Genomic DNA, 25325 nt, shown 5'->3' with positions numbered 1-25325 from the left:
TGCCACAGCCTGGCCGGCCACCGTGAGCGGATGTCGGCCGGCGAGACAGGATGCAGTGGCTGCCCTAGAATGGGCCACCCTGTCTGCGTGAAAGAGGCATGCTCACCCGAATGGCCAAACTCTTCTTTGCCCTGCCCGCCGAGGCGCTGGCCCCCGATCTCGTCGCCTGGCGCGACCAGATGCCCTGGCCGGGTCAACCGGTACCCGCCGCCAATCTCCACCTGACGCTGGCCTTCCTCGGCGAAGCGGATCAGCTCACCACCACCCGCCTGATGGCCGCCGTCGAGCGCCAGCACTGCCCGCCGCTCACCATAGCGCTTAATGAAACTGGCTGGTTCGGCCGCGCCAAGGCCGCCTGGGTCGGCCCGACGGAGTGGCCCAACGAGCTCACCGTGCTGGCCAGGGCGCTGCGTCGCCACGGCGAGAAGCTGGGACTTGGCAACGGCGAGCAAGGTTATCGCCCCCACATCACCCTGTCGCGCAAGGCGAGCGAACCGCCGGCGCTGCTGCCCGCCCCCGATTTCGTGCTGCAGGCCGACCGCTTCTGCCTCTATCAATCCCTCTCGACCCCGGACGGGGTGCGCTACGAGCCCCTCGCCTGCTGGCCGCTGCGGGCCAGAGAGAAAATGGCATCCTGACCGGCGGCCATGCCCAGACTCATCGATTAAGAGAGCCATACCATGATCTTCGATCCCCCCCTGCAATCCGGGCAGCTGATCTCCCGTTACAAGCGCTTCCTGACCGACGTGCAGCTCGACAATGGCGAAGTGATCACCATCCACTGCGCCAATACCGGCGCCATGACCGGCTGTGCCGAGCCGGGCACCCGGGTCTGGTACTCCACATCAAGCAACCCCAAACGCAAGCTGCCCCACAGCTGGGAGATCGCCGAGAGCCCGGCCGGTCACTTCATCTGTGTCAACACGGCGCGCGCCAACCAGCTGGCCCGGGAGCTGATCGAGCAGGATGCCCTCGCCCCGCTGCGCGGCTATGCCAGGCTGCGCACCGAGGTGAAATACGGCGAAGAAAACAGTCGCATCGATCTGCTGCTGGAAGATGACCACCGGCCGGCCTGTTATATCGAGGTGAAATCGGTGACCCTGCTCGACGAGCGGGAGCAACCCGGCATGGGCTACTTCCCCGATGCGGTCACCACCCGTGGCGCCAAGCACTTGCGTGAATTAATGGCCATGAAGGCGGCAGGCCACAGAGCCGTGCTGTTATTTATGGTTTTGCACTCCGGAATCGTGAGAATGCGCCCGGCAGCGCATATAGATCCGCACTATAGTCTGCTTATTGAGCAAGCAATTACGGCAGGGGTTGAAATTTTATGCTATCGACCCCATGTTGGGGTGCAGAGCATGGTGGCCCAAGATTTTATCCCGTTTGAATCTTGTCACCTGCTACCCGAGGGCAGCGAATAAATGTTGGAGTGGGTAACATTATTGGTACGGCTTGTTTGCCTCCAAGTTACCCTTCTGCTATAGATGTCGCCCTCAATTTATGGATGGCACGGGTAGCGTGCTGAATTAGGAGACAGGGCATGCCAACAGGCGAAAACAGGAAATCTCTGGGCCCCCTGGCCATTGCGGGTGTGGCGCCTTACCAGGAAAAACCGGGTGAGGAGTACATGAATGACCAACAAAAGGCACATTTTCGCAAGATCCTGGGAGCCTGGCGCAACCAACTGATGCAGGAAGTTGACCGCACCGTTGACCATATGAAGGATGAGGCTGCCAACTTTCCGGATCCCGTGGATCGCGCCGCGCAAGAAGAAGAGTTCGCTCTTGAACTGCGTACCCGCGACCGTGAGCGCAAGCTGATCAAGAAGATCGAGAAAACCTTGCTGCTGCTCGAAGACGATGACTTCGGTTACTGCGAACACTGCGGTATTGAGATCGGTATCCGCCGTCTGGAAGCCAGACCCACCGCCGACCTCTGTGTCGACTGCAAGACTCTGGCTGAAATCAAGGAAAAACAGATGGCCGGTTGATACCGACCTCTGGCATAACAGAAAAAAGGGAGCTCGCGGGCTCCCTTTTTTATTGAGCTTTTGGCCGGGCCGTCCCAGAATGCAGCCTCAATGTCCCGTTTGCCCGAATCCGCATGCCCGTGAATCCCATCCCCTCGTCCCAGACCCGCCCTTATATCGGCCGCTTTGCCCCCTCCCCCTCAGGCCCGCTTCACTTCGGCTCCCTGATCGCGGCGCTCGGCAGCTTTCTGCAGGCCAGGGCACGGCAGGGGCGCTGGCTGGTGCGCATCGAAGATATCGATCCGCCGCGGGAGATGGCGGGAGCCGCCCCGCTCATTTTGCAGACCCTGGAGGCCCATGGTCTGCAGTGGGATGGCGAGGTGATGTACCAGAGCCGGCGCCACGGCCGCTATGACGAGATCATCGACCAGCTTTACCGGGCCGGCGATCTCTACTGGTGTCGCTGTACCCGGCGCGAAATCATGGCGAGCGGCGGCTTTTACAACGGCCACTGCCGCACGCTTGGCCTCACGGCAGAGGGTTGTGCCGCCCGCGTGCGCCAGCACCACCCGGTGTACGATTTCGAGGATGGGCTGCAGGGACGCATTGCGGTGCCGGCGGCGCTGGCCGAGGAAGATTTCATCGTGCGCCGGCGCGATGGCCTCTATGCCTACAACCTGGCGGTGGTGGTGGACGACATGGACTGCGGCATCACCGAGATAGTGCGCGGTGCCGATCTGCTGGAGCCGACGGTGCGCCAGATTGCCCTCTACCAGACGCTGGGCGCCCCCGTGCCCGCCTGGGTGCATCTGCCGCTGGCGGTGCAGGCCGACGGCAACAAGCTCTCCAAGCAGAATCACGCGCCGGCGCTGGCACAGGACGAGGTGCGCCCGGCCCTGTGGCAGGCGCTGCACTTTCTCGGCCAGTGCCCGCCCCCCGAGCTGATGGCGAGCCGGGTGGACGAGATCGTCGACTGGGGCATCGCCCAGTGGCAGCTGGCCCGGGTGCCTGCCAGCGAGAAGATCCAGCTGGCTGATTACTGAGTCGCGCAGCCAATTTTGGTTTGATTGAACGTAAATCGCCGCTGTTGGCCGTGATTTTGTCGGGATAATCCGAGTCAAACGAGATCAATTGCCAGCACGGTTTTTCATTTGGTTAGGCGTGAGCTATGATAGGCCGCTATTTTTTTGGCCTCCCGTCAATTTGAAGTCATAACGAGGTGTACCATTTTTTCCCAGATCGCAAACTTTTGCCGCAAAGTGCTCGGCAAGGAAGACGGCGAGCAGTCGGCGGAGTCCCCCATTCCGGCCCGTGTCGCCGGGCAACGTCGTACCTTGAGCCGTGACCAGCACCCGATTTCGCGCAAAGAGATCAGCGAGAATGCACTCAAGGTGCTCTATCGCCTGAACAAGGGCGGCTACGAAGCCTACCTGGTCGGCGGCGGAGTCCGGGATCTGCTGCTCGGGAAGACGCCCAAGGATTTCGACATCGCCACCGATGCGACGCCGGAGCAGATCAAGTCACTGTTCAGCAACTGCCGCCTGATCGGCCGCCGTTTCCGGCTGGCCCACATCGTCTTTGGTCGTGACGTGATCGAAGTGGCCACCTTCCGCGGTCACCACCATCAGGTCAATACCAGCAAACATGTGTCGGCCCAATCCGATGAAGGCATGCTGCTGCGCGACAACGTCTACGGCACCATCGAAGAGGATGCCGAGCGCCGCGACTTTACCGTCAACGCCCTCTACTACAGCGCCAAGGATTTCACCCTGCACGATTTCGAGGGCGGGCTGGAAGACCTGGCCGAGCGCAAGCTGGAGCTCATTGGCGATCCCGAGACCCGCTACCGCGAAGATCCGGTGCGGATGCTGCGCGCCGTGCGCTTCGCCGCCAAGCTGGACATGACCATCAGCCCGCGCACCGCCGCCCCCATCAAGGAGCTGGCGCCACTGCTGCAGGATATTCCGGCGGCCCGCCTGTTTGAGGAAACCCTCAAGCTGTTCCTGGCTGGCGATGGCCTGGCCACCTACAAGCTGCTGCGCGAATACGGCCTGTTCCAACAGCTGTTCCCGCAGGTGGCGGCGCTGTTCACACCGCACGGCAACTCGCCCTACGAGCAGTTCATCGAGCAGGCGCTGATCGATACCGACACCCGGGTCCGGGAAGACAAGCGCGTCACCCCCGCCTTCCTCTACGCCACCCTGCTGTGGGGCTGTGTCGAGGCCCGCGGCCGGGTGCTCGAAAACGAGAGCGGCCTGCCCTGGTATGACGCCTTCATGCTGGCGATCAACGAGGTGCTGGACAACCAGGTACGGATCATCGCCGTCCCGCGCCGCTTCACCACCGATGTACGCGACATCTGGGCCCTGCAGCAGCGGCTGACCCGCCGTCAGGGCCGCCACCCCGAGCGGGCCATGGAGCATCCCAAGTTCCGCGCGGCGTTTGACTTCCTGTTGCTGCGCAACCGGGTCGAGCGCGGTCTGGGCGAGCTCGCCAGCTGGTGGGAACGCTACGTGGAGTCCAATCCGGACGTGCGCCCGCAGCTGCAACGGGAGGCAACCCGCCGCCCGGCAAGCGGTGAGCGCGGTCAGGCCGGTGAGGCCCGCAGCAACGATGGCGAGAAGCGCAGCAGCAACAGCCGCAACCGTCGTCGTCCCCGTCGCCGCAAACCGAAAGCGGCCGAGTGACAACTGACGTGATGACCGAGGTCTTCATCGCCATTGGTTCCAACCTGTCTGACCCGCTAGGTCAGGCTCGTCGCGCCGTCGCCGCTCTGGCAAGGTTGCCGGAATCCGTGCTGGTGCAGGCCTCGTCGTTTTACAGCAGCCGCCCCATGGGCCCTGCTGACCAGCCGGACTACGTCAATGCCGTGGCCCGGCTCAACACCCGGCTGACGCCGCTGGCGCTGCTGGATCAACTACAAAGCATCGAGCTGGAACAAGGACGTGTGCGCAAGGATGAGCGATGGGGGCCGAGAACCCTGGATCTCGATCTGCTGCTGTTTGGCGATCAGATCATCAGGCATGAACGCCTCATCGTTCCCCATTACGGCATGAAGGAGCGGGAGTTCGTGCTGCTGCCCCTGGCCGAGATTGCACCCGCTCTGGTACTGCCTTGCGGCACCCCACTCGCAGAACTGGTTGCCCGCTGCCCGCACAATGATCTTGCCATCATTGCCCCCGGTGCAGACGAACAGGAGCCTCTATGAGCAAGATCACCACCACCAACCTGCTTAAGATGAAGCAGGAAGGCCAACGAATCACCGCCATCACCGCCTATGATGCCACCTTTGCCAAGCTGTTCGACGACGAGGGCGCCCACGTGCTGCTCATCGGCGACTCGCTGGGCATGGTGCTGCAGGGGGGTCAGGATACCCTGGGCGTCAGCATGGATGAGATGGTCTATCACACCCGTTGCGTGGTGCGCGGCACCACCAACGCACTGGTGGTGACCGACATGCCGTTCATGAGCTACGCCACTCCGGAGCAGACCTATCAGAACGCCGCCCGGCTGATGGCGGCCGGTGCCCGCATGGTGAAGATGGAAGGGGGTGACTGGCTGTGCGACTCCATTCGCCACCTGACCCGCAACGGCGTGCCAGTGTGTGGCCACCTCGGCCTCACCCCGCAATCCGTGCACGTATTCGGCGGCTTCAAGGTGCAGGGACGCGACGAGTTCCAGGCCCAGGAGATCTACCGTCAGGCCCTCGAACTGCAGGCTGCCGGCATCCAGTTGCTGGTGCTCGAGTGCGTGCCCACTTCGCTGGCCGAGCGCATCAGCAAGGCGCTGCGCATTCCGGTGATCGGCATCGGTGCCGGCCCCGCCACCGACGGCCAGATCCTGGTGATGCACGATGCCTTCGGCATCACCTCCGGCTATGTGCCCAAGTTCACCAAGAACTTCCTGGCCGAGACCGGCGACATGCGCGCCGCCATCCGGCTCTATGTGAAGCAGGTGAGCGAAGGCACCTTCCCGGGCCCGGAACACTGCTTCAACTGATCCGATAGCGTGACGAGAGCGGGGGCCTGCGCCCCCGCTGCGCCCTCTGGTGCTGACTGAGCAACCCGTCTCTTGATGATTCATCCCAAGGTGACCTGCCGATGATGCTGCCCGTTGACACTCCCCTCTTATCCATGCGGGCCCATACCGCCCGCCTCTCTTTGATCTTTTCGAAGGTGAACTGCTGATGTTGGTCGTTAACAATCCCGCCGCTCTGCGTGAACAGATCGGCCAATGGCGCCGTGAAGGGCTCACAATCGCATTCGTGCCCACCATGGGCAACCTGCATCAGGGCCATCTGACCCTGGTGAAAGAGGCGCACCACCACGCCGACAAGGTGGTGACCAGCATCTTCGTCAACCCGATGCAGTTCGACAAGGCCGAGGATCTCGCCAACTACCCGCGCACCCTGGAGCAGGACTGCGCCGCGCTGGAAGCAGCCGGGGTGGACATGGTGTTCACGCCGACCCCGGAGATCATGTATCCGCAGGGGCTCGCCAGCCACACCTTCGTCGAGGTGCCGGGCCTCTCCGGTCTGCTGGAGGGGGCGCTGCGTCCGGGTCACTTCCGCGGCGTCAGCACAGTGGTGACCAAGCTGTTCAATCTGGTGCAACCGGATGTGGCCTGCTTCGGCCAGAAGGATTTCCAGCAGCTGGCACTCATTCGCAAGATGGTGGCCGACATGGCGATGCCCATCCAGATCGTCGGCGTACCCACCGTGCGGGCCGAGGACGGGCTGGCGCTCTCCTCGCGCAACGGCTACCTGACCGCGGCCGAGCGGGCCCTGGCCCCTGAGCTCGCGCGCACCATGAACTGGATCGCCGAGCAGATTGAAGCGGGTGACCATCACCTGCCCTCCCTGGTGGCCCAGGCCAGCCAGCGCCTCGACAAGACCGGTTTTCGGACCGACGCCATCGACATCGTCGATGCCGCCACCCTGGAAGCGGCCACCGACCAGAGCGAGCAGCTGGTGATCCTGATGGCGGCGTATCTCGGCAAGGCCCGCCTCATCGACAACCGGGTGGTGACGCTGGCCCGCTCCTGAGTCGCTGCGCCACTGACAACAAAGCCCGCATGTGCGGGCTTTGTTATTTCTGAGCACTTCCTGCCTACTCGGCGGTGACCGGGTAACCCGCCCCTTTCCAGGCGAAGATGCCGCCCGGCACCCGATAGACCTGCTGATAGCCCTGGGTGACCGCCCAGGCGGCCCCGTTGTGGCTGCGGCCGCACTTGACGAAGCCGCAGTAGAACACCACCGGGCGGGTCTTGTCGTCCCCCAGCAGGGCCAGCAGCTGCTCGGGTGTGCCGCTCCCCTCGACGATCTGGCTCCAGTCATCGCCGGACTTGGCCTCCTTCACGAAGGCAAAATTCTTGGCGCCCTGGATGTGCTCCTTCTTGTAGGAGTCCTCGAACGGCATGGTGTCGATGATCACCAGCGCCTCGCCTTTATCCATCCGGGTCTTCAGCTCCGCCACGGTCAGCAGCTGATAGCCCCCCTGCTGGGTCTCCTGGGAGAGCTGTACTGCCGCCTGCTCCAGCTTGGTCTCCTGCTCGAACTGGTTGTCGCCACAGCCACCGAGGGCAAAGCTGGCCGCAATCAGCGTGGCCATCAGGGGGCGGGATTGCAATCTCATCATGTCACTGCTCCTTTGGAACGGTAAAACGGGGCGGGAATGGTGCAGCAAGGCGCCCGCAAGCGTCAACAGCAGCAGATCCCGCACGAGCGCCTGTGGCAACGAGCTGAGATCCGCCCTGCCAAGACAGCCGCAAGAGATGTCGAGCCCGATGGCGATGCCATAGCCCAACACCGGAATAAACAGGGCGAGCAGCCCGATCACCAGCCAGAGTCCCCAGCGCCGGTTGGCAATCACCGCAAGCCCGGCACAGAGCTCCAGCCCGACAAGGCCCCAGACGGCAAGGGGAATGAACGGCGACCAGAGCAGGCCGAAGGCGCCGATCTGCTCGGCGAACAGATCCGGCGCCGCCAGCTTGAACCCGGCGGAGGCGACGAAGAATCCCCCCAGCGCCAACCTGGCCAACACCCGCAGATAAACGGCCATGGGATAGCTCTTTATCATCCATGCCCCCCACTGCCAACTCCCCGACCAGGAGTCACCATGCCCTAGCCGGCGGCTGGATAGCGGGCCAGCTCGCAATACTCACCGTCTTCGTCACAACGAAAAACGGCGGCGGTTTCGCCGCGTTGGCACCATTGCTGCCACTCCTCGGGCGGGCAGTGCAGGCGGATGGCGAGGCCGCAGCCGGCGCTGAGCCGGCGCGGTACGTCGCAGACCCGAAACGGATGAGGCTGCTGCTCCAGCCGCTTGCGCAGCCTGAGCGTGCCGAGGGTGGAGTGGAACAGGTAGAGGAACTCTGCATTCATGATTTGCCTCCCGAGCGGGCACGCGCACCGAACAGGGCCGCCCCCAGCGCACCGGCAAACTGGGCGTCCGGGTGGGTGGCCACGTCACAGCCCAATCCTTGCGCCAGATAGTGGCGGAAGGTGGCGCAGTGGCTGACGCCGCCAGTGAAGAGCACTGTGGGTCTGGCACCGAGGCGGCCGATGAAGTTGGCACTGCGCCGGGCCATGGAGCGGACGATGCCGGCCAGGATCGACTCGGCGGGAATGCCCGCCGAGCGCAGGCTGATCGCCTCCGACTCGGCAAACACGGTGCACATGCTGCTGATGTCGTGGGGATCGGCTCCTTGCAGCAGCTCGTCAAGCTGCTCGACCCGCGCCCCCAGGGTGCGGGTGATCACCTCGAGAAAGCGGCCGGTGCCGGCGGCGCACTTGTCGTTCATCAGAAAGTCGGTGAGGTTGCCCTCACCATCGAGCTGGATCACCTTGCTGTCCTGGCCGCCGATGTCGATGACGGTGTGTACCGACGGGCAGAGCAGACGCGCCCCCAGCCCATGGCAGGAGATCTCGGTGACCCGCCGATCGGCGAACGACGCCAGATCGCGGCCATAACCGGTCAGGGTCAGATGGGGGCGCTCTGGCAGCGCGGCCGAAAGCGTCTCCCAGCCTTGCTCGATGGCGGCCAGCGGACGAAAGGGGGTCGGCACCAGAAAACGGCGGACGATGCACCCGCCGTCCCTGTGGTCGAACAGGATCCCCTTGGTCGCGGTGGAGCCCGAGTCAATCCCGATGGTGAGTGACACGGCACCTCCTCACAGCATTTCGATAAAGGCGGCCAGCCGGGTAGCCAGCTGTCCCTTGTCGGCGCTGGAGTAGTCGGTCTCCACCGCCATGTAGGGGATGCCGTGGCGATCGCGCACGTGGCGTTTGATGGCGAGCGACTCCACTGCATAGGTGTGACAGGCCTGCAGGATCACGTCGATCACCCCGTCCGCCTGATACTCCTCCACCATCTGGCTCAGCAGCTTCATGCGCTGGTGGTTGGGGGAGATGCAGGAGCAGCCGATGGCCAGATACTTGTCGGTCAGCGCATCGAACAAGTCGCCCTCCTCGCTGACACACTGCTCGGTCGCCTTGGCGCCGGTGCAGTTCTCGTAACCCACCACCCAACCGCCGTGCTCCTCGATGAGACGCACCACCTTGTCTGCCGCGCCACCGATGGGGCAGCCGGTGATGAGGATGCGCGGTCGGGCATCGAGCCGCTTGCCGTCGGCGTACTCGGCCTTGATGCGGCGGGTCATCTCCTGCAGCTCGCTGATGAGCTGCTCCTTGTCGAAGCGGAAGGTGGCGCCATAGACCACCTTGAGGATGTCGGTGCCGCTCAGCGCCGGCGGATTGAGCTGACCCAGCCGGTAGAAGTCGGCCAGCGCGCGGCGCTCGCGGTTCTTCAGCACGATGGCGTCGCGCAGCGCCTGCTCGCCGATGGGCTGGCCAAACTGCTGCTCCAGCAACGCCTTGAAGCGGACGATTTCGCTGCGCCACAGGGTGCGGGAGGCCTCGTCATCGGCGCGGTTGGGCAGCTGCATCACGTGCACCGGTTTGAACTCGGCCATGTACTCGTACATCTTCTTCTTGCCGTCGCAGGTGGTTTCTCCCACCACCAGATCGGAGAAGTAGAAGTAGGGGCACTTGTCGGTCTTGCCGAACCCGTAGCTGCTCTTGATCAGCGGGCAGAGGTTGCGGGGCAGGTCTTTCTCCGCCTCCTCTATGGTCTCGTCACTGGTGGAGCAGAGCGATACCACCACGGCGCCAGCGGCCATCGCCACCTCTTGTGGCATGAAGGTGCAGTAGGTGCCGACCAGGGGGATCTGTCGCTCCTTGAGTGCCATCACGGCCAGAAAGCCCTGCCGGCGGGCATCTGAAAAACTGTCAAAAATGGCTGGCAACTCGGTGATCAGTGACATAGGCGATCCTGCCCTGGTGAGAAAAAGAAGAGACGGAGGGCCCCCATTGTGCAGACCTTCCAACCGCGGGAATTATACCTTTGGGGGTAAGTTGAAAAGTGCGGTGGATCACAAGGTGCCGGATAAAACCTTGATAAGAAGGAGGTTATTAACCCTGTTCGAGAGGGGGTCGGAGCAGGAGAGAAAACAGCGGCAACAAAAAAACGGGCACCCCAGGGTGCCCGTTGCATTGCATCAGTGGCGCAGCCCGGTGCCGCGGGAGATGAGCCACCAGGCCAGACCGTAGAGGGCCACGATGAAGCCAATGATGATGAGGTAGGCGGTGCCGAGCGGCACGTCGGAGATCCCGAGGAAGCCGTAACGGAACGCGTTCACCATGTAGATGATCGGGTTCACCTGGGAGACACCCTGCCAGAAGGGTGGCAGCAGGCTGATGGAGTAGAACACCCCGCCCAGGTAGGTAAGCGGCGTCAGCACGAAGGTGGGGATGATGCTGATGTCGTCGAAGGTCTTGGCAAACACCGCGTTGATGAGACCGCCCAGCGAGAAGAGGATGGCGGTCAGCAGCACGGTGAAGCAGACGCTGAACAGGTGGTGGATCTGCAGCGGCACGAAGAACAGCGACACCAGGGTGACGATGAGACCGACGCAGAGGCCGCGCGCCACGCCGCCGCCCACGTAGCCGGCGATGATGACGTAGTTGGGCACCGGCGCCACCAGCAGCTCCTCCACGTTGCGCTGGAACTTGGCACTGAAGAAGGAGGAGGCGACGTTGGAGTAGGAGTTGGTGATCACCGACATCATGATGAGACCGGGCACGATGAACTCCATGTAGCTGAAGCCCCCCATGTCACCGATGCGGCCGCCGATGAGGTTGCCGAAGATGACGAAGTAGAGGCTCATGGTGATGGCGGGCGGCACCAGGGTCTGGATCCAGATCCGGGTGAAGCGGCTGATCTCCTTGGCCAGAATGCTCTTGAAGGCGATGTAGTAAGTGGTCAGGTTCATGCTTTTCTTCCCTCCTCGACCAGGGTGACAAACAGCTCTTCCAGCCGGTTGGCCTTGTTGCGCATGCTCAGTACCTGCACCTGCTGGCTCGACAGTTGCTCGAACAGGCTGTTGAGGGACTGGCTCTTGTCCAGATCCACCTCCAGGGTGCGTTCGTCCTGCATGCGGCCGTTGAACTCGGGCACGTTCGGCACGGCGGAGCCCGGCGCCAGATCCAGCATGAAGGTCTCGCGGCCCAGCTTGCCCAGCAGATTCTTCATGCTGGTGTTCTCGATCAGGCGGCCCTTGTCGATGATGCCGATGTTGCGGCACAGCATCTCGGCCTCTTCCAGATAGTGGGTGGTGAGGATGATGGTGACCCCCTGCTCGTTGAGATCCTTGAGGAAACTCCACATGGAACGGCGGATCTCGATGTCCACCCCGGCGGTCGGTTCGTCGAGGATCAACAACCTGGGTTCGTGCATCAAGGCGCGGGCTATCATCAGGCGGCGCTTCATGCCACCGGAGAGAGTGCGGGCTGGCATGTCGCGCTTGTCCCACAGGTCGAGCTGGCGCAGGTACTTCTCGGCACGGATCTTGGCCTCGGCGCGCGGCACGCCATAGAAACCGGCCTGATGGGTGACGATCTGGATCACCTTCTCGAACTGGCTGAAGTTGAACTCCTGCGGCACCAGACCGAGCTGGGCCTTGGCCTCTTCCAGATGAGTGTCGATGTCGTAGCCGAACACCTTCACCTTGCCGGCGCTCTTGTTCACCAGCGAGCTGATGATGCCGATGGTGGTGGACTTGCCCGCCCCGTTGGGGCCGAGCAGCGCGAAGAAATCCCCCTGCTTGACGGTGAGATCGATGCCTTTAAGGGCTTCGACGCCCCCCTGATAGGTCTTTTTCAGGCCGCTGATTTCCAGTGCGTTCATTGCAACCCCTGTGATGGCGCATCCCATCTCGAGACAGAAAAGGCGGCCAAGGCCGCCTGCAGACAGGAAATGGCGCTCTGCCACCTCGCCCGTGATATTCCTGAACCTTGCTTACTCTTGCGGTACTACCTTGCCGATGAACTTCAGATTGCGGTACTTCTGGGCATAGTCGATGCCGCAGCCCACCACGAATTCATCGGGAATGGAGAAACCGATCCAGTCTACCGGCACCTGCACTTCGCGGCGGGACGGCTTGTCCAGCAGGGTACAGATGGCCAGGGATTTCGGCTCGCGCAGAGAGAGGATCTCGCGCACCTTGTTGAGGGTGTAGCCGGTATCGATGATGTCTTCGACGATCACCACGTCCTTCCCTTTGATGTCGTCATCCAGATCTTTGAGGATGCGCACGTCACGGGTGCTGTGCATGCCGGAGCCATAGCTGGAGGCGGTCATAAAATCCAGGGTGATGGGCAGCTGGGTCTGGCGGCACAGGTCGGCCAGGAAGATGCAGGAACCACGCAGCAGGCCGATCATGACCACTTCGTCAGAGCCCTGATAACGGGCGGTGATCTCTTCACCCAATTTGGCGATCCGGGCGGCGACTTCAGCCTCGGAGATCATCACCTCGACAGTGTGTTTCATCACTTACTCCATAATGGCCAAAGCGAATTTGGCCGTTCATTAACGTCAAAACCGATGATTCTACCATTCAAGCCGAAGGGCGTCAGGCATACGTGATGCTTTTATCGGCTTATTTTAATTGATAGAGTTAGCAGGCCCTCGGGCATTATCGGTGACAATACTATAAACACCATAATCAATAACTATTAGATGAAAAAACTATGGAACCACGCGCAGAAATAAGACGTCGAACCCGGCTTTCTCCGGAGGCCCGACGTAATCAATTGATGGAATGTGCCATCGAGGTGTTCTCCCGTCGCGGCATTGGCCGTGCGGGTCATGCCGAAATCGCAGAACAGGCCAAGGTCTCGGTTGCTACCGTGTTCAACTATTTCAACACCCGTGAAGAGCTGGTGGATGAAGTGTTGGCCGAGATCGAACGTTTCGTGCATCAGATGCTGGAACAGGCCTACACCGGCCAGGGTCCAGTCAGCGACAGCATTCGCCGCCACGTGAAGCTGTTTGTCGACGCCGCCTACGATCAGCCTGACCACGCCAGCATCTGGCTGGAGTGGAGCTCATCAGTGCGGGAAGAGGTCTGGCCCCGTTACGCCAAGCTGCTGGACAAGGCACTGGAGCGCATTGCCCCCCACCTGCAACGCGCCATGGATGCCGGCGAGATCCAGAGCGTGCTGTCCGCCCAGGACCTGGCTCGCTCCCTGACCGGTTTTGGTTACGTCATGATGCAGATGATCAATCAGCCACAACGCCCTGACCGGGAAGAAGTGACCGATTTTCTGTTCAAGTACGTGACGGCCCCGATCCAGACAGCCTAACCCGCTCCGTCAAAATAAAGCGGCGCCGAACTGTTCAGGTCGGCGCCGCTTTTGTTTGTCCGCTATTTCTCATCTCACCTTTTGGCGTAGCCCCAGCGGCGGGTCAGATCGTGCTCGATCCCCAGATGGTCGAGGATCCTCGCCACCATGAAGTCCACCAGATCCGCGATGCTTTTTGGCTCATGATAGAAGCCCGGTGCCGCCGGCATGATGGTCACCCCGAGCCGCGCCAGTTTCAGCATGTTCTCCAGATGGATCGCCGAGAAGGGGCTCTCGCGGGGCACCAGAATAAGCTGGCCACGCTCCTTGATCACCACGTCCGCCGCCCGCTCCAGCAGGTTGTCGGAGGTGCCGTTGGCAATGGCCGAGACGGTCCCCATGGAGCAGGGACAGACCACCATCTGTTTGGGCGCCGCCGAACCGGAAGCCACCGGCGAGAACCACTCCTCCTTGCCGCAGGCCACTATCTGCCCCTCGCTGGCGCCATATTGACGACAGAGATAGGCCGATAGCTCTTTCGGCGAGCCGGGCCACTCCTGCTGCTGTTCGGTCTTGAGCACCACACGAGCCGCCGAGGAGGCGAGCAGGTAGACCCGATAATCCGCCTGCACCAGGCATTCCAGCAGGCGCAGGGCATAGGGGGCGCCAGAGGCGCCGGTCAGCGCCAGGGTGATCGCTTTGTTCATAGCTGGCCGTGATAGTCCTTGAGGCGGGCGATCAGCTTGTCATGAATGCCGCCGAAGCCACCGTTGCTCATGATCAGAATATGGTCGCCATCGCGGCACTCGGCCACCAGCCGGTTGATCAGAGTCTCCAGATCGTTGAACACCTTGGCCGGTCGGGTCATGTGGGCGGTCACCTCGCCAAGATCCCAGCCGATGTTGGGCGGCTGGAAGAAGAACACCTCGTCGGCGCCATCGAAGCAGCCGGCCAGCTCCTCCTTGTGCACTCCCAGCTTCATGGTGTTGGAGCGGGGCTCCAGCACCGCCAGGATGCGGGCCTTGCCCACCTTGGCGCGCAGGCCGCCGAGGGTGGTCTCGATGGCGGTGGGGTGGTGGGCAAAATCGTCATAGACGCTGATGCCGGCTACCTCGCCTTTGAGCTCCATCCGCCGCTTGGGGGACTTGAACTGGCAGAGGGCCGCAATGCCGTGCTCCACCATCACGCCGGCATGGCGGGCGGCAGCGATGGCCATCAGGCCGTTGTTGACGTTGTGCTCGCCGATGCACTCCCAGTGCACCTCGCCCTGCTTCACGCCGTCCAACCACACCTCGAAGGCAGAGCCGTCGTCGGCCAGCTTGACCGCCTTCCACTGGGCGTCGTCCTGACCCACCAGCTCCACTTCGCTCCAGCAGCCCATCTTGCGCACGGCGGCGAGGTTTTCGTCCCCCTTGGGGAAGAGCACCCGGCCGTTGCTCGGCACGGTGCGCATCAGGTGGTGGAACTGACGCTGGATAGCGGCGAGATCCGGGAAGATATCCGCGTGGTCAAACTCCAGGTTGTTCATCACCAGGGTGCGCGGGTGGTAGTGGACGAACTTGGAGCGCTTGTCGAAGAAGGCGCAGTCATACTCGTCCGCCTCGATGACGAAGAAGGGGGCGGCGCCGAGACGGGCGGAGACCGGGAAGTTGCCGGGCACGCCGCCGATGAGAAAGCCGGGCTCCAGCTTGGCGTATTCGAGGACCCAGGCCAGCATGCTGGCGGTGGTGGTCTTGCCGTGGGTACCGGCAACGGCCAGCACCCAGCGATCCTGCAGCACGTGCTCCAGCAGCCACTGGGGGCCGGAGATGTAGGGCAGATTGCGGTCCAGCACATACTCCACACAGGGGTTGCCGCGGCTCATGGCATTGCCGACCACCACCAGATCCGGCGCCGGATCGAGCTGGGAGGGGTCATAGCCTTCGGTCAGTTCGATGCCCTGTTGCTCGAGCTGAGTACTCATGGGGGGATAGACGTTGGCATCCGAACCGGTCACCCGGTAACCAAGCTGTTTTGCCAACACCGCCAGACCACCCATGAAGGTGCCGCAGATCCCGAGGATGTGAATGTGCATACCGCTGCCTTTTCCAGTAAAGGGAGTGCGCATTCTAGCAAGGTGACGGCAATTTGGCAGACCCAAGCTGTGCGGTATCCACCAACTCTGTCGCAGTGGCCCTGAAATATGGTCATTTGACGCGACATCGCTATAATATCGGCCTGCAAACTTGACTCCAACACTCAAAGGAAACGTCATGAGCCTGAACCTGGTCCCGGCTGGCAAGAGCCTGCCAGACGACATCTACGTCATCATCGAAATCCCGCAGAATGCCGACCCGATCAAATACGAAGTCGACAAGGACAGCGGTGCCATCTTCGTTGATCGCTTCATGTCTACCCCGATGTTCTACCCGTGCAACTACGGTTACGTGAACGCCACCCTGTCTCTGGATGGTGATCCGGTCGACGTGCTGGTGCCGACTCCCTACCCGCTGCTGGCCGGCTCCGTCATTCGCTGCCGCCCGGTTGGCGTGCTGAAGATGACCGACGAATCCGGTGAAGATGCCAAGATCGTGGCCGTTCCGCACTCCAAGCTGACCAAGCAGTACGATCACATCAAGGATGTGAACGACCTGCCCGAGCTGCTGCGCGCCCAGATCCAGCACTTCTTCGAGCGCTACAAAGAGCTGGAAGCAGGTAAGTGGGTCAAGGTTGAAGGCTGGGGCGACAAGGCCGCCGCCGAAGCCGAGATCATCAGCTCTGCCGAGCGTTACGCAGCCAAGTAAGCGTATCCTTCGTGAAAAAGGCGCCTCAGGGCGCCTTTTTTATGGGCTGTTGCGGACGCTGACCCGGCGTCACACCGGCAGGATCCCCCTGGATATAGATGTCGCGCCCATCCTGTCGATAGGATCGGTAGTAGTCTCCCCCGCAGCGATAGCTGCCATCCTGATCGCTCATCAGCTCGCAGTTCACCGGCAGCACCTCCAGCCACTTGATGGCCTGCTGGAAACGCAACCACTCCTGCCACTCATGCTCCCGCGCCAACTTGTCCCGCAGGGCAAAGGTATCGGCGCTGGACATCCCCTGGTTGACGATGACCGGCCCCGCCGCGGCCGGCAAGGTGGCCAACAGCAGCAACAACGGTGTGATTCGCTTCATGACGGTTTCCTGCATGACTTATTTCCAGAATTAAATTAAAAGCCCGATCAATCTGTTATCAAAATCACAAATGCCAGACTCATCCAAAATCGGCCAGCTCACCTAGTTGTTTATTATCACCCCGAGCAGGATGCACATCATGAAACTGGCACAAGGTCTGTTGTTGAGTCTAGTGTTCGCGTCCATGGCCGGGGCCAACGAGGTCACCCTGAGCTGGCAGTGGCAATCGGCCGACGGCCAGCAGAAGCATCTGCTACTGAACACGGATGAGCGGGTCATCTCCGCCAGCCGCCACGAGATGAGCCTGCTCGATGCCTCCCTCAACTATCCGCTGGAGACCCTCTACTCCTACATCAGTCCGCGGCTCTACAACAGCATCAACCTGATCAATCAGACCAGCCCGGAGACCGCCACCAAGTTTCGCAATCTGGAGCAGGCCTTCACCCTGCACGACGACAGCATGGAGTCGACCCTGTTCTGGCAGGCCTACCAGCAATATCAGGACGATGCCTTCTATCAGATGCGGGTGGTGCCCTGCGTTCATCCCGCCAATCGCAAGCTGCCCTGCGTGCGTCCCAACTATTCGCAGCTGTTCTACCAGTTCAAAGGCGACCTGAGGCCCCTGGCAAAACAGTTCCTGGCCAAGGATCTGGCTACCAGCGTCGGCCTGCTGCAGGAGTGGCTGAGTGGCATTCCTACCCCGCCCGAGCAGATGGACCACTTCGCGCCCCCGCTGCAAGCCTTGCAGAGCAACAAGGCTGACAGCGACGAGAAAGCGCTGCTGATGGCAAGCCTATTGGCCGAGCTGGCCCCCCAGTACATGCTCAGCATCATCTACCCGAACATCAGCATCGGCAGCGTCTCGCCGGCCTGGCTCGCCATTACCGCCGACAGCGGCCTGAAAGGGGATACCGTGGTGATCGGCAACCAGCGCCACGTTCTGCTGACCGGCTCGCCCCTGCTGGCCCAACAGATGACCATGGCCAAGATCCCGCTGGTGAGCGAACCGCTCTACTGACCCCTCCCCCTCACCTCCTGTCTGGCTGCATGCCGCAGCCAGACTCCTCAAACCAGTTGATAAGTAATTGATTTTTATCGACTGCGTGCCATCCTAACCGCCTTTGTCAGCCAGGCCCCGTGCTGGCGGGCAGGCAAGCGGGCCAATCACACGTTTATTTAACACTTCTTAAACAGATCCGATCAGTTTAGGATGAGTACTGCCCCATTCCCTCAATGCAAAAATCGTTATAACATAACAAAAGGAGTGTCATCAGGATGAAACATCTCGTACTTACTCTGGCGCTGCTGCCAACCCTGGCCCTGGCTCACAACATCAAGGAGTCGGCCCAGGTGCCGCTGGTCAACATCAGCGACAAGGGTGAACTGGTTCTGAAAGAGAAAGAGATCAGCTATCAGCCCTGGCAAAGCAAGGTGCTGGCTGGCAAGGTCTTTCTGATCCAGCACATCGCCGGTCGTTCCAGCGCCAAGGAGCTCAACGCCCCCATGATCGAAGCGATCAAGGCGGCCAAGCTGCCCCACGACAAGTACCAGACCGTCACCATCATCAACAGCAATGACGCCATCTGGGGCACCTCGGGCTTTGTAAAGAGCAGTGCCGAGGACAGCAAGAAGGAATTCCCCTGGTCCGCCATGGTGCTGGATGCCAAGGGCATGGCCCGCAACGCCTGGGATCTGGCGCCGGAAAGCTCGGCCATCATCCTGCTGGACAAAGAGGGCAAGGTGCTGTTTGCCAAAGATGGCCAGCTCGATGCCAACAATATCGCTACCGTGATGGGGCTCATCAAGTCCCATCTCTAAGTCAGAGAGAAGGGGCGCTGATGGCGCCCCTTTGATAGGGGTCTATGGGTCGTACCAAGCTGAAAATCTGGTTGCTGCTGCTGGGCTGGTTGTGGCTGCAACCGGTGCTGGCACAACATCCGCTGGAAGCCGACCTGCCCGGCCACAACCACGCCTGCGTCCTCTGCGCCCTGCATCTGGATGGCAAGCTGGCACTCACCCCAACCCTGGTCATCCCGTCTTCACAAGTGGTCATCGGCACGCTCGTTGATGCCGCTTTGCCCACACCTCATGCTACCCCGTCAGGCCAGTGCCGCATTCGCGCGCCGCCACTGTTTCATCGCTTATCCGGCTAAATCCATTTTTCAATAAATTTTTCAAAGGATTAACGATGAAAGCAGTCACCCTGTTACTGGCGGCCGCCGCGTTTGGCGTGCAGGCAAACCACGATGAACACGACAGTCACGGCCACGGCGCCCACGAGCACGGCCACGGTCACCTCAACCTAGTGCTCGATGGCAACCAGCTGATGATCGAGCTGCAGGCTCCCGCCGCCGATCTGGTGGGCTTCGAGCACGCCGCCAAGAGCGACGAAGAGAAAGCGCAATACGCCAAGGCCATGGCTCAACTCAAGCAACCCGACGCCCTGTTTCGTTTCGACCCGGCCGCCGGCTGCAAGCTGACCCAACAGGAGCTGCAGGCCGCCAAGGAAGATCACGACCACGATCATGACCATGACCATGACCATGACCATGACCATGACCATGACCATGACCATGACCATGACCATGACCATGACCACCAGAAGTCTGACGGCAAGCACGACGAACACCAGCACGACGACGCCGGTCACGCCGACATGGGCGCCATGTACACCTACACCTGCGCTACCCCGGCCAAGCTGACCGGGCTGGAGGCTACCCTGTTCAGCGTCTATCCGAGCCTGGAGAAGCTGAGCGTGCAGGGCATCCTGCCCAGCGGCCAGACTGCTGCCGAGCTGACCCCCTCCGCCAACAAACTGAGCTGGTAACACCATGAAAAACGCCGTGGTTGAGATCCGCGATCTGGCCTTTGCCTGGCCGGGTCACGAGGTTGTACTCGATCTGCCCGCTCTCACCATCAGCGAGGGGGAGCGGGTGTTCATCAAGGGACCGTCGGGCTCCGGCAAGTCGACCCTGCTCGGCCTGCTGGCCGGGATCCAGACCGCCAACCACGGCACCCTGGAGGTGCTGGGCCAGCCGCTGGCCCGGCTCTCTGGCCGTGCCCGCGACCACTTCCGGGCGGCCAATCTGGGTTACATCTTCCAGCAGTTCAACCTGCTGCCGTTTTTATCCGTGCAGGACAACGTCACCAGCGCCCTCACCTTCTCCCCCGAGAAGCGGGCCCGGCTGCAGGGCAGCCCGGCCGACGAGGCGCGTCGCCTGCTGCGGGAGTTGCAGCTGCCCGAGGAGGCGCTGCACAGGCCCGTCCATGCCCTCAGCATCGGCCAGCAGCAACGGGTGGCCGCCGCCCGCGCGCTCATCGGCTCACCGCCGCTGGTGATCGCCGACGAGCCCACCTCGGCCCTCGATACCGACAACCGGGCCGCCTTTATCAAGCTGTTGTTCGAGGAGTGCGACAAGCAGGGCTCGACCCTGATCTTCGTCAGCCACGACCCCTACCTCGAACCGCTCTTCCCGCGGGTGGAGAACCTGCAACACCTGAACAGGAGGGCCGCATGCTGATCACTCTTCCTCACTGCATCGCCCCGCTCAACGACAGGCGCCTCCATGCGGCACGACCACAAAACCGGAGGGCATCATGCTGAGACTCGCCCTGCAAAGCCTCTGGGCCCGCCGCCTCACCGCCGGGCTCACCCTGCTGGCCGTCGCCATCAGCGTCACCCTGCTGCTCGGGGTGGAGCGAGTGCGCAACCAGGCGCGCGAAAGCTTCGCCAATACGGTGTCGGGCACGGATCTCATCGTCGGCGCCCGCTCCGGCCAGGTGAACCTGCTGCTCTACTCGGTGTTTCGCATCGGCAATCCCACCAACAACGTGGGCTGGGATGCCTATCAGGCCATCAAGAACCAGCGCGGCATCGCCTGGACCATCCCGCTTTCCCTTGGCGACTCCCACAGAGGGTTTCGCGTGCTTGGCACCAATGGCGACTACTTCACCCACCTGAAGTACGGCCAGCAGCAGGCGCTGGAGCTGCGTGAAGGGCGAGCGTTCGACACGCCGTTCGAGGCGGTGCTCGGCGCCCAGGTGGCCGAGAAGCTCGGTTATCACCTGGGGCAGTCCATCGTCATCGCCCACGGCGCCGGCAACACCTCGTTCAGCCAGCACGACAACCTGCCGTTCAAGGTGGTGGGGATCCTGGCACCGACCGGTACCCCCATCGATCGCACCATCCATGTGCCGCTGGCCGGCATCGAGGCGATCCATCTGGGCTGGGACACCGGCCGTCACAGCAAGAACGTGACTGCCGAGCAGGCGCTGGCGCAGGATCTCACCCCCAAGACCATCACCGCCTTCATGGTGGGGCTCAGCAACCGGATATTGGCGTTCCAGCTGCAGCGCAGCGTCAACACCTACCGGGGCGAGCCGCTGATGGCGATCCTGCCGGGGGCCGCCCTGCAGGAGCTGTGGAGCCTGATGAGCGTGGCGGAAACGGCGCTGTCGGTGATCGCCGGCTTCGTGGTGGTGGCGGGCCTCATCGGCATGCTGACCACCCTGCTGGCCGGTCTCAATGAGCGGCGCCGGGAGCTTGCCATCCTGCGATCCCTCGGCGCCGGCCCCGCTCACCTGTTCCTGCTGCTGGCGCTGGAGGCGATGGCCCTCACTACCGCCGGCATCGCGCTCGGGGTGGCGGTGCTCTACCTGGGGCAGGGGCTTGCCACCCCCTGGCTGCTCAGCCACTATGGCCTGCAATTGAGCCTGGGGCTGCCGAGCGCCCACGAGTGGCTGCTGCTGGGGCTGGTCTGGCTGGCCGGCATGGTGATCGGCCTGTTGCCCGCGGCCCGCGCTTATCGCTACAGCCTGAGCGACGGCATGAGCATTCGCGTCTAGCCAGACGCCCATAAAAAACGAGAAGGACAGATGATGAAGTGGAAAATTGTGGCGCTGCTGGCCGCCCTGCTGGCGCTGCCGGCCATGGCCGTGGAGTACAAGACCATCGACTGGGATGTGCTCATTCCCGCCGGTGAAAAACTGTTGCCGCCCCCCCAGGTGAGCCACGACGGCAACCTTGCCTCGGTGCCGCAGCCGGTGGGCGGGGTCAACCAGAAGCTGGACAACCAAGAGGTGCGCATTCCGGGCTTCGTGGTGCCGCTGGAGGGGGATGCCAAGAAGATCACCGCCTTCCTGCTGGTGCCCTACTTCGGCGCCTGCATCCATGTACCGCCTCCGCCCACCAACCAGGTGGTCTACGTGAGCTACCCCAAGGGGGCACCGGTGGACGACCTGTGGGACGCCATCTGGGTGAAGGGCAAGATGCGCACGGTCAGCTCCAGCCACGAGATGGCCACCGCCTCCTACTCCATGGAGGCGGTCGAGGTGAGCGTCTACGAAGAGCAGTAACCAGCCACACACGGCCTCCCGCGGGAGGCCGTTTTGTTATCCGCGACGACCGGATCCCGGCCAGCCCCTGCCTGAGGGATTGCCCACCATCCCGGTTGGAGTAACATTCAAGGCTAGACCTTGCGATCACGGAGCCAGCATGGCTGACCTGCCCCCGCCCAAGAAAGAGAGTTCCATCCTGAGCAGCCAGGAGCAGACCCTGCGCCTGGCCCGCAGCCGCGGTATCGATGGCATGCTCACCCGCAACAGCGACAGCACCTTCGAGCAGCGCGCCACCTTTCGCCAGCTGGCGGATCAGGCCGCCCGCCAGCGCAACCTGGAAGCCATCATGGTGATGGCCTCCCGCCACTGCGAGGAGACGGCCGCCGGCGGCGAGATGGACAGCGACTGGCTGACCCGTTTCCTGCAACTGGCGGAAGACATCAGCATGGTGCCCATGCAGCAGCTGTGGGGCCGCATCTTCGCCATCGAGATCGCCACCCCGGGCCGCTTCTCCATCCGCGCGCTCTCCACCCTCAAGGAGATGACCCAGCGCGAGGCCCAGCTGTTCCAGCGCATCTGCTCCCTCTCCTGCCACTACGTGGGCAGCGACGAGCAGCGGCTGCTGCTGGGGCTGCACAAGGGAGCCAGCCTGCTCAGCCGCGCCCGAGTAACCCGGCTCGGCCTTGGCAAGTACCGCATCCCCTACAACGCCCTGCTGCAGCTGTTCGAGCTCGGCCTGCTGCACCGGGGCGAGCTGGAATCCGGCCCGCTGCCCGCCGACGGGGTGGAGCTGGAGTTCGGCGATCAGCGCTGGCGCCTGCAGCGCAAGCAGGCCAACATCACCCTGCTCTACTACCGGCTGACCCCGGTCGGCAACGAGCTCGCCCAGCTGCTGCAGGAGCCTCCGCTGGAGGAGTACCTGCAGGATCTGAAAACCGTGCTGGTGCAAGGGCTGCAGATCGAGACCATGATGCTGGCCCCGCCCGCCGGGCTGGAGCCTGCTCCGGCCGACCCTGCCCCCTGATCCCCTGGAGCCCGCCCCCGGGCTCCGTCGTTTCGCGTACCGCCGCAGCATCTTGCGAAATAGTGGCCTGCCGTTGCCAAAACGGTTCTCGAAATGCGAATCCTTCTCCATACCGCTGCCGATGATGACCCTCCTGGCTGAACCTGGCTGACTCGTTTCATCTTCATCACCCGCTATTCACAAAACAATCATCAATCTCTGCGTGCTGGCTCATGACTTGCATTTGCCATACATCTTTCCAGCAACCCTGTTCCGGAGCCACCATGAGAATCAATCAACCCGTTACCCAGCGCGAACGCCTCTATCCGGAGCACCAGAGCCTGATCTCCACCACGGATCTGGAGAGCCGGATCACCTATGCCAACGACGAGTTTTGCCATATCGCCGGCTTCAATCTGGAGGAGCTGCAAGGGGAGCACCACAACCTGGTGCGCCACCCGGATATGCCCAAGCAGGCCTTCGCCGATCTCTGGCACCATATTCGGGCCGGCAAAAGCTGGATGGGGCCGGTGAAGAATCGCTGCAAGAATGGCGATCACTACTGGGTCAGCGCCTTCGTCACGCCGATCAAGGATGCCCACGGCAAGGTGGTGGAGTATCAATCGGTACGGACCGCCCCCAGTGAGGAGATCAAGCAGCGGGCCGAGCGCATCTATGCCGGGCTGCGCGCTGACAAGGCCCCGCTGGCGCTCAGGCTGCCGACCTTCTCCCACACCCTGGCGATCGGGCTCTGCCTGCTGCTGAGCCTGACGGCCATGGTGGCGCTGGGCTATCAGCAGGCTGCGCTCTGGCAGCTGGCCCTGGCGGCCATACCGCTGCTGCTGGCAGCCATGCTCACCCATGCCCTGGCCCGTCGCCTCGGCAAGCTCGACAAGATGGCCCGCAGCCGTTTCGACAACCCGCTGATGCAGTTGCTCTACACCAACAAGGTCGACAACATCGCCGCCATCGAGCTCGCCATGTTGATGAATCAGGCCGAGTTCAACGCCGTGCTGGCGCGCACCCAGCAGACCTGCAGCCGGATCCTGCGCTCGGCCGAAGGCGATCTGCGCAATGCCGAGTCCATCACCAGCAACCTGCAACAACAACAGGCCGAGACCAATCAGGTCGCCACCGCCATCACCCAGATGGCCGAGTCGATCCACGAGGTCTCCCACAGCTCCACCGCCGCCTCCGGCCTGCTCGATGAAACCGCCGAGCTGTTCCTGGAGGGCAACCGCAGCGTGCAGGAGACCATAGGGGCGGTCGAGGGGATGCACAGCGAGCTCACCACCTCAAAGACGGTGATCCACACTCTGGTAGCACAGTGCCGGGACATCGATGGCATTCTCGATGTCATCAACAGCATCGCCAATCAGACCAATCTGCTCGCCCTCAATGCAGCCATCGAGGCAGCCCGGGCCGGCGAGGCGGGCCGCGGCTTCTCGGTGGTAGCGGACGAGATCAGATCCTTGGCCATCAAGACCCAGTCCTCCACCGGCGAAATCCAGAAGATGATCACCCTGCTGCAGGCCAGTGCAGGCAATGCCGAACTGGCGATGGAGAAAGGGGGCGCGCTCTCCGCCAGCTGCCAGCAGAAGGCCTCCGCCACCGGCACCATACTGCAGCAGATCAACAGCATGTTGCAGCAGGTCGCCTCCGGCAGCAGCCAGATAGCCCAGGCCGTGCAGGAACAATCCCAGGTCACCGCCGATATCGACCGCAACGTGCTCAGCATCAAGACCCTGGCCGATGACTCAAGCCAAGGCAGCCAGCATGCCGTACAGGGCATCAACCAGCTGGTCCGGCAACTGAGCGAACTGGATCGGCTGGTACGCCAGTTCCAGCAACAGCCCGTCCCCCATCAATTCGACAACCCCAGACCCAGCGGCCAGGTAGTGCTGGCCCGCTGATCCCAAGAGCGTGCGCTAACAACAAAAAAAGGCCCCTGTCGTCACCGGCAGCGGGCCCATTTATCTCTTGTGACAAGTGCGGTTCTGATCGGATGGGTACGCCCATACCATCACTGCCCCAACCTTGATGCCCTCACTCTGGCATCTGTGCTGCGCCTCACCCAACAGAGTCACGGCCCCGCAGTTCATTCCCCCGTCCAAATGCGCAGCGAGCACTGAGCAAGCAAGGGCGCGGAGGTCCTCACATCGCCCGACCACCACACC

The 25325-nt window shown here is 62.4% G+C and carries 29 protein-coding genes and 1 pseudogene; 19 read left to right on the top strand and 11 right to left on the bottom strand.

What is annotated here, in order from left to right; all coding sequences use genetic code 11:
* Positions 1 to 110 precede the first annotated feature (110 nt).
* The 8 genes from thpR to panC all read left to right on the top strand — a co-directional run bounded on the left by thpR (position 111) and on the right by panC (position 7016).
* Positions 111 to 638, top strand: coding sequence for an RNA 2',3'-cyclic phosphodiesterase (gene thpR / locus ACPW75_RS00965; RefSeq protein WP_179101469.1), 528 nt, complete (start codon positions 111 to 113; stop codon positions 636 to 638).
* A 42-nt stretch (positions 639 to 680) separates the two neighbouring features.
* Positions 681 to 1424, top strand: a complete 744-nt coding sequence (sfsA, locus tag ACPW75_RS00960; RefSeq protein ID WP_077096945.1) for a DNA/RNA nuclease SfsA — start codon at positions 681 to 683, stop codon at positions 1422 to 1424.
* 119 nt (positions 1425 to 1543) lie between these two features.
* Positions 1544 to 1993, top strand: a complete 450-nt coding sequence (dksA, locus tag ACPW75_RS00955; protein ID WP_005304459.1) for an RNA polymerase-binding protein DksA — start codon at positions 1544 to 1546, stop codon at positions 1991 to 1993.
* Between the two features lie 113 nt (positions 1994 to 2106).
* Complete coding sequence (gluQRS, locus tag ACPW75_RS00950; protein WP_179101468.1) at positions 2107 to 3015, top strand: tRNA glutamyl-Q(34) synthetase GluQRS; 909 nt, start codon at positions 2107 to 2109, stop codon at positions 3013 to 3015.
* A gap of 144 nt (positions 3016 to 3159) precedes the next feature.
* Positions 3160 to 4659, top strand: a complete 1500-nt coding sequence (gene pcnB / locus ACPW75_RS00945) for a polynucleotide adenylyltransferase PcnB (RefSeq protein ID WP_017411017.1) — start codon at positions 3160 to 3162, stop codon at positions 4657 to 4659.
* A gap of 11 nt (positions 4660 to 4670) precedes the next feature.
* Entirely contained in the window at positions 4671 to 5180 is a 510-nt protein-coding gene (gene folK, locus ACPW75_RS00940) for a 2-amino-4-hydroxy-6-hydroxymethyldihydropteridine diphosphokinase (protein WP_016351886.1), read from the top strand.
* Positions 5177 to 5971 carry a 3-methyl-2-oxobutanoate hydroxymethyltransferase gene (gene panB / locus ACPW75_RS00935; RefSeq protein ID WP_011707281.1) on the top strand — a complete coding sequence of 265 codons (795 nt, stop codon included), beginning with the start codon at positions 5177 to 5179 and terminating at the stop codon, positions 5969 to 5971. Before folK ends, panB begins: the two co-directional genes overlap by 4 nt.
* Before the next feature lie 187 nt (positions 5972 to 6158).
* Positions 6159 to 7016, top strand: a complete 858-nt coding sequence (panC, locus tag ACPW75_RS00930; protein ID WP_077096943.1) for a pantoate--beta-alanine ligase — start codon at positions 6159 to 6161, stop codon at positions 7014 to 7016.
* A gap of 64 nt (positions 7017 to 7080) precedes the next feature.
* On the opposite strand, the gene ACPW75_RS00925 is transcribed toward panC, so the two are convergent.
* The 8 genes and pseudogenes from ACPW75_RS00925 to hpt form a co-directional block, all read right to left on the bottom strand.
* Complete coding sequence (locus ACPW75_RS00925; RefSeq protein WP_077096941.1) at positions 7081 to 7608, bottom strand: rhodanese-like domain-containing protein; 528 nt, start codon at positions 7606 to 7608, stop codon at positions 7081 to 7083.
* 102 nt (positions 7609 to 7710) lie between these two features.
* Positions 7711 to 8031: pseudogene (locus ACPW75_RS00920) on the bottom strand (MauE/DoxX family redox-associated membrane protein); the annotation flags it as partial.
* Between the two features lie 62 nt (positions 8032 to 8093).
* The gene (locus tag ACPW75_RS00915) at positions 8094 to 8354 is read right to left on the bottom strand and encodes a DUF3343 domain-containing protein (protein ID WP_077096939.1); all 261 of its coding nucleotides are present in this window, start codon (positions 8352 to 8354) and stop codon (positions 8094 to 8096) included.
* Positions 8351 to 9133: an acyl-CoA dehydratase activase gene (locus ACPW75_RS00910; RefSeq protein WP_077096937.1), complete on the bottom strand. Its 783-nt coding sequence runs from the start codon at positions 9131 to 9133 to the stop codon at positions 8351 to 8353. Before ACPW75_RS00910 ends, ACPW75_RS00915 begins: the two co-directional genes overlap by 4 nt.
* Before the next feature lie 9 nt (positions 9134 to 9142).
* Positions 9143 to 10294, bottom strand: a complete 1152-nt coding sequence (locus ACPW75_RS00905) for a double-cubane-cluster-containing anaerobic reductase (RefSeq protein ID WP_143239010.1) — start codon at positions 10292 to 10294, stop codon at positions 9143 to 9145.
* Positions 10295 to 10528: 234 nt separating this feature from the next.
* On the bottom strand, positions 10529 to 11302 hold the full coding sequence (locus ACPW75_RS00900) for an ABC transporter permease (RefSeq protein ID WP_005304632.1): 774 nt from the start codon (positions 11300 to 11302) through the stop codon (positions 10529 to 10531).
* Positions 11299 to 12216, bottom strand: coding sequence for an ABC transporter ATP-binding protein (locus ACPW75_RS00895; protein WP_016351893.1), 918 nt, complete (start codon positions 12214 to 12216; stop codon positions 11299 to 11301). The genes ACPW75_RS00900 and ACPW75_RS00895 overlap by 4 nt, the downstream gene beginning before the upstream one ends.
* A gap of 111 nt (positions 12217 to 12327) precedes the next feature.
* Positions 12328 to 12858, bottom strand: a complete 531-nt coding sequence (gene hpt, locus ACPW75_RS00890) for a hypoxanthine phosphoribosyltransferase (protein ID WP_011707288.1) — start codon at positions 12856 to 12858, stop codon at positions 12328 to 12330.
* 200 nt (positions 12859 to 13058) lie between these two features.
* Here hpt and ACPW75_RS00885 point away from each other — a divergent pair, with 200 nt between their 5' ends.
* Positions 13059 to 13673 (top strand): TetR/AcrR family transcriptional regulator, encoded by a 615-nt coding sequence (locus tag ACPW75_RS00885; protein WP_077096935.1) that lies wholly within the window; start codon positions 13059 to 13061, stop codon positions 13671 to 13673.
* A 74-nt stretch (positions 13674 to 13747) separates the two neighbouring features.
* On the opposite strand, the gene ACPW75_RS00880 is transcribed toward ACPW75_RS00885, so the two are convergent.
* Positions 13748 to 14359 carry a flavin prenyltransferase UbiX gene (locus tag ACPW75_RS00880; RefSeq protein WP_077096933.1) on the bottom strand — a complete coding sequence of 204 codons (612 nt, stop codon included), beginning with the start codon at positions 14357 to 14359 and terminating at the stop codon, positions 13748 to 13750.
* Complete coding sequence (gene mpl / locus ACPW75_RS00875) at positions 14356 to 15726, bottom strand: UDP-N-acetylmuramate:L-alanyl-gamma-D-glutamyl-meso-diaminopimelate ligase (RefSeq protein ID WP_077096931.1); 1371 nt, start codon at positions 15724 to 15726, stop codon at positions 14356 to 14358. Before mpl ends, ACPW75_RS00880 begins: the two co-directional genes overlap by 4 nt.
* A gap of 178 nt (positions 15727 to 15904) precedes the next feature.
* Between mpl and ppa the strand changes: the two genes are divergently transcribed.
* Complete coding sequence (gene ppa, locus ACPW75_RS00870) at positions 15905 to 16435, top strand: inorganic diphosphatase (RefSeq protein WP_011707292.1); 531 nt, start codon at positions 15905 to 15907, stop codon at positions 16433 to 16435.
* 25 nt (positions 16436 to 16460) lie between these two features.
* Here the strand turns inward: ppa and ACPW75_RS00865 are convergent, their stop codons facing one another.
* Positions 16461 to 16823 carry a hypothetical protein gene (locus tag ACPW75_RS00865; protein WP_016351897.1) on the bottom strand — a complete coding sequence of 121 codons (363 nt, stop codon included), beginning with the start codon at positions 16821 to 16823 and terminating at the stop codon, positions 16461 to 16463.
* A 124-nt stretch (positions 16824 to 16947) separates the two neighbouring features.
* Here ACPW75_RS00865 and ACPW75_RS00860 point away from each other — a divergent pair, with 124 nt between their 5' ends.
* The 9 genes from ACPW75_RS00860 (at position 16948) to ACPW75_RS00820 (ending at position 25061) form a co-directional block, all read left to right on the top strand.
* Positions 16948 to 17826 (top strand): hypothetical protein, encoded by an 879-nt coding sequence (locus ACPW75_RS00860; protein ID WP_029302247.1) that lies wholly within the window; start codon positions 16948 to 16950, stop codon positions 17824 to 17826.
* A gap of 257 nt (positions 17827 to 18083) precedes the next feature.
* Complete coding sequence (locus ACPW75_RS00855) at positions 18084 to 18626, top strand: YtfJ family protein (protein ID WP_011707296.1); 543 nt, start codon at positions 18084 to 18086, stop codon at positions 18624 to 18626.
* Positions 18627 to 18670: 44 nt separating this feature from the next.
* Positions 18671 to 18961, top strand: coding sequence for a hypothetical protein (locus tag ACPW75_RS00850; protein ID WP_077096929.1), 291 nt, complete (start codon positions 18671 to 18673; stop codon positions 18959 to 18961).
* A 35-nt stretch (positions 18962 to 18996) separates the two neighbouring features.
* Positions 18997 to 19635 carry a zinc uptake protein ZrgA gene (gene zrgA, locus ACPW75_RS00845; RefSeq protein ID WP_425904404.1) on the top strand — a complete coding sequence of 213 codons (639 nt, stop codon included), beginning with the start codon at positions 18997 to 18999 and terminating at the stop codon, positions 19633 to 19635.
* Positions 19636 to 19639: 4 nt separating this feature from the next.
* Positions 19640 to 20329, top strand: coding sequence for an ABC transporter ATP-binding protein (locus ACPW75_RS00840; RefSeq protein ID WP_077096578.1), 690 nt, complete (start codon positions 19640 to 19642; stop codon positions 20327 to 20329).
* Positions 20330 to 20405: 76 nt separating this feature from the next.
* Positions 20406 to 21653 carry an ABC transporter permease gene (locus ACPW75_RS00835; protein WP_077096577.1) on the top strand — a complete coding sequence of 416 codons (1248 nt, stop codon included), beginning with the start codon at positions 20406 to 20408 and terminating at the stop codon, positions 21651 to 21653.
* Between the two features lie 30 nt (positions 21654 to 21683).
* The gene (locus tag ACPW75_RS00830; protein ID WP_011707301.1) at positions 21684 to 22163 is read left to right on the top strand and encodes a DUF3299 domain-containing protein; all 480 of its coding nucleotides are present in this window, start codon (positions 21684 to 21686) and stop codon (positions 22161 to 22163) included.
* Positions 22164 to 22302: 139 nt separating this feature from the next.
* The gene (locus tag ACPW75_RS00825) at positions 22303 to 23169 is read left to right on the top strand and encodes a TIGR03899 family protein (RefSeq protein WP_077096576.1); all 867 of its coding nucleotides are present in this window, start codon (positions 22303 to 22305) and stop codon (positions 23167 to 23169) included.
* A gap of 263 nt (positions 23170 to 23432) precedes the next feature.
* A complete protein-coding gene (locus ACPW75_RS00820) occupies positions 23433 to 25061 on the top strand; it encodes a methyl-accepting chemotaxis protein (protein WP_077096575.1) in 1629 nt (542 codons plus the stop codon).
* Positions 25062 to 25325: the final 264 nt, after the last annotated feature.

Origin of the sequence: Aeromonas sp. FL131 (assembly GCF_049860615.1) — a bacterium.
Taxonomy (GTDB): Bacteria; Pseudomonadota; Gammaproteobacteria; order Enterobacterales; family Aeromonadaceae; genus Aeromonas; species Aeromonas hydrophila.
The sequence above is the reverse complement of the archived record's forward strand: the minus strand, read 5'-3'. Positions and strand labels throughout refer to the sequence as shown.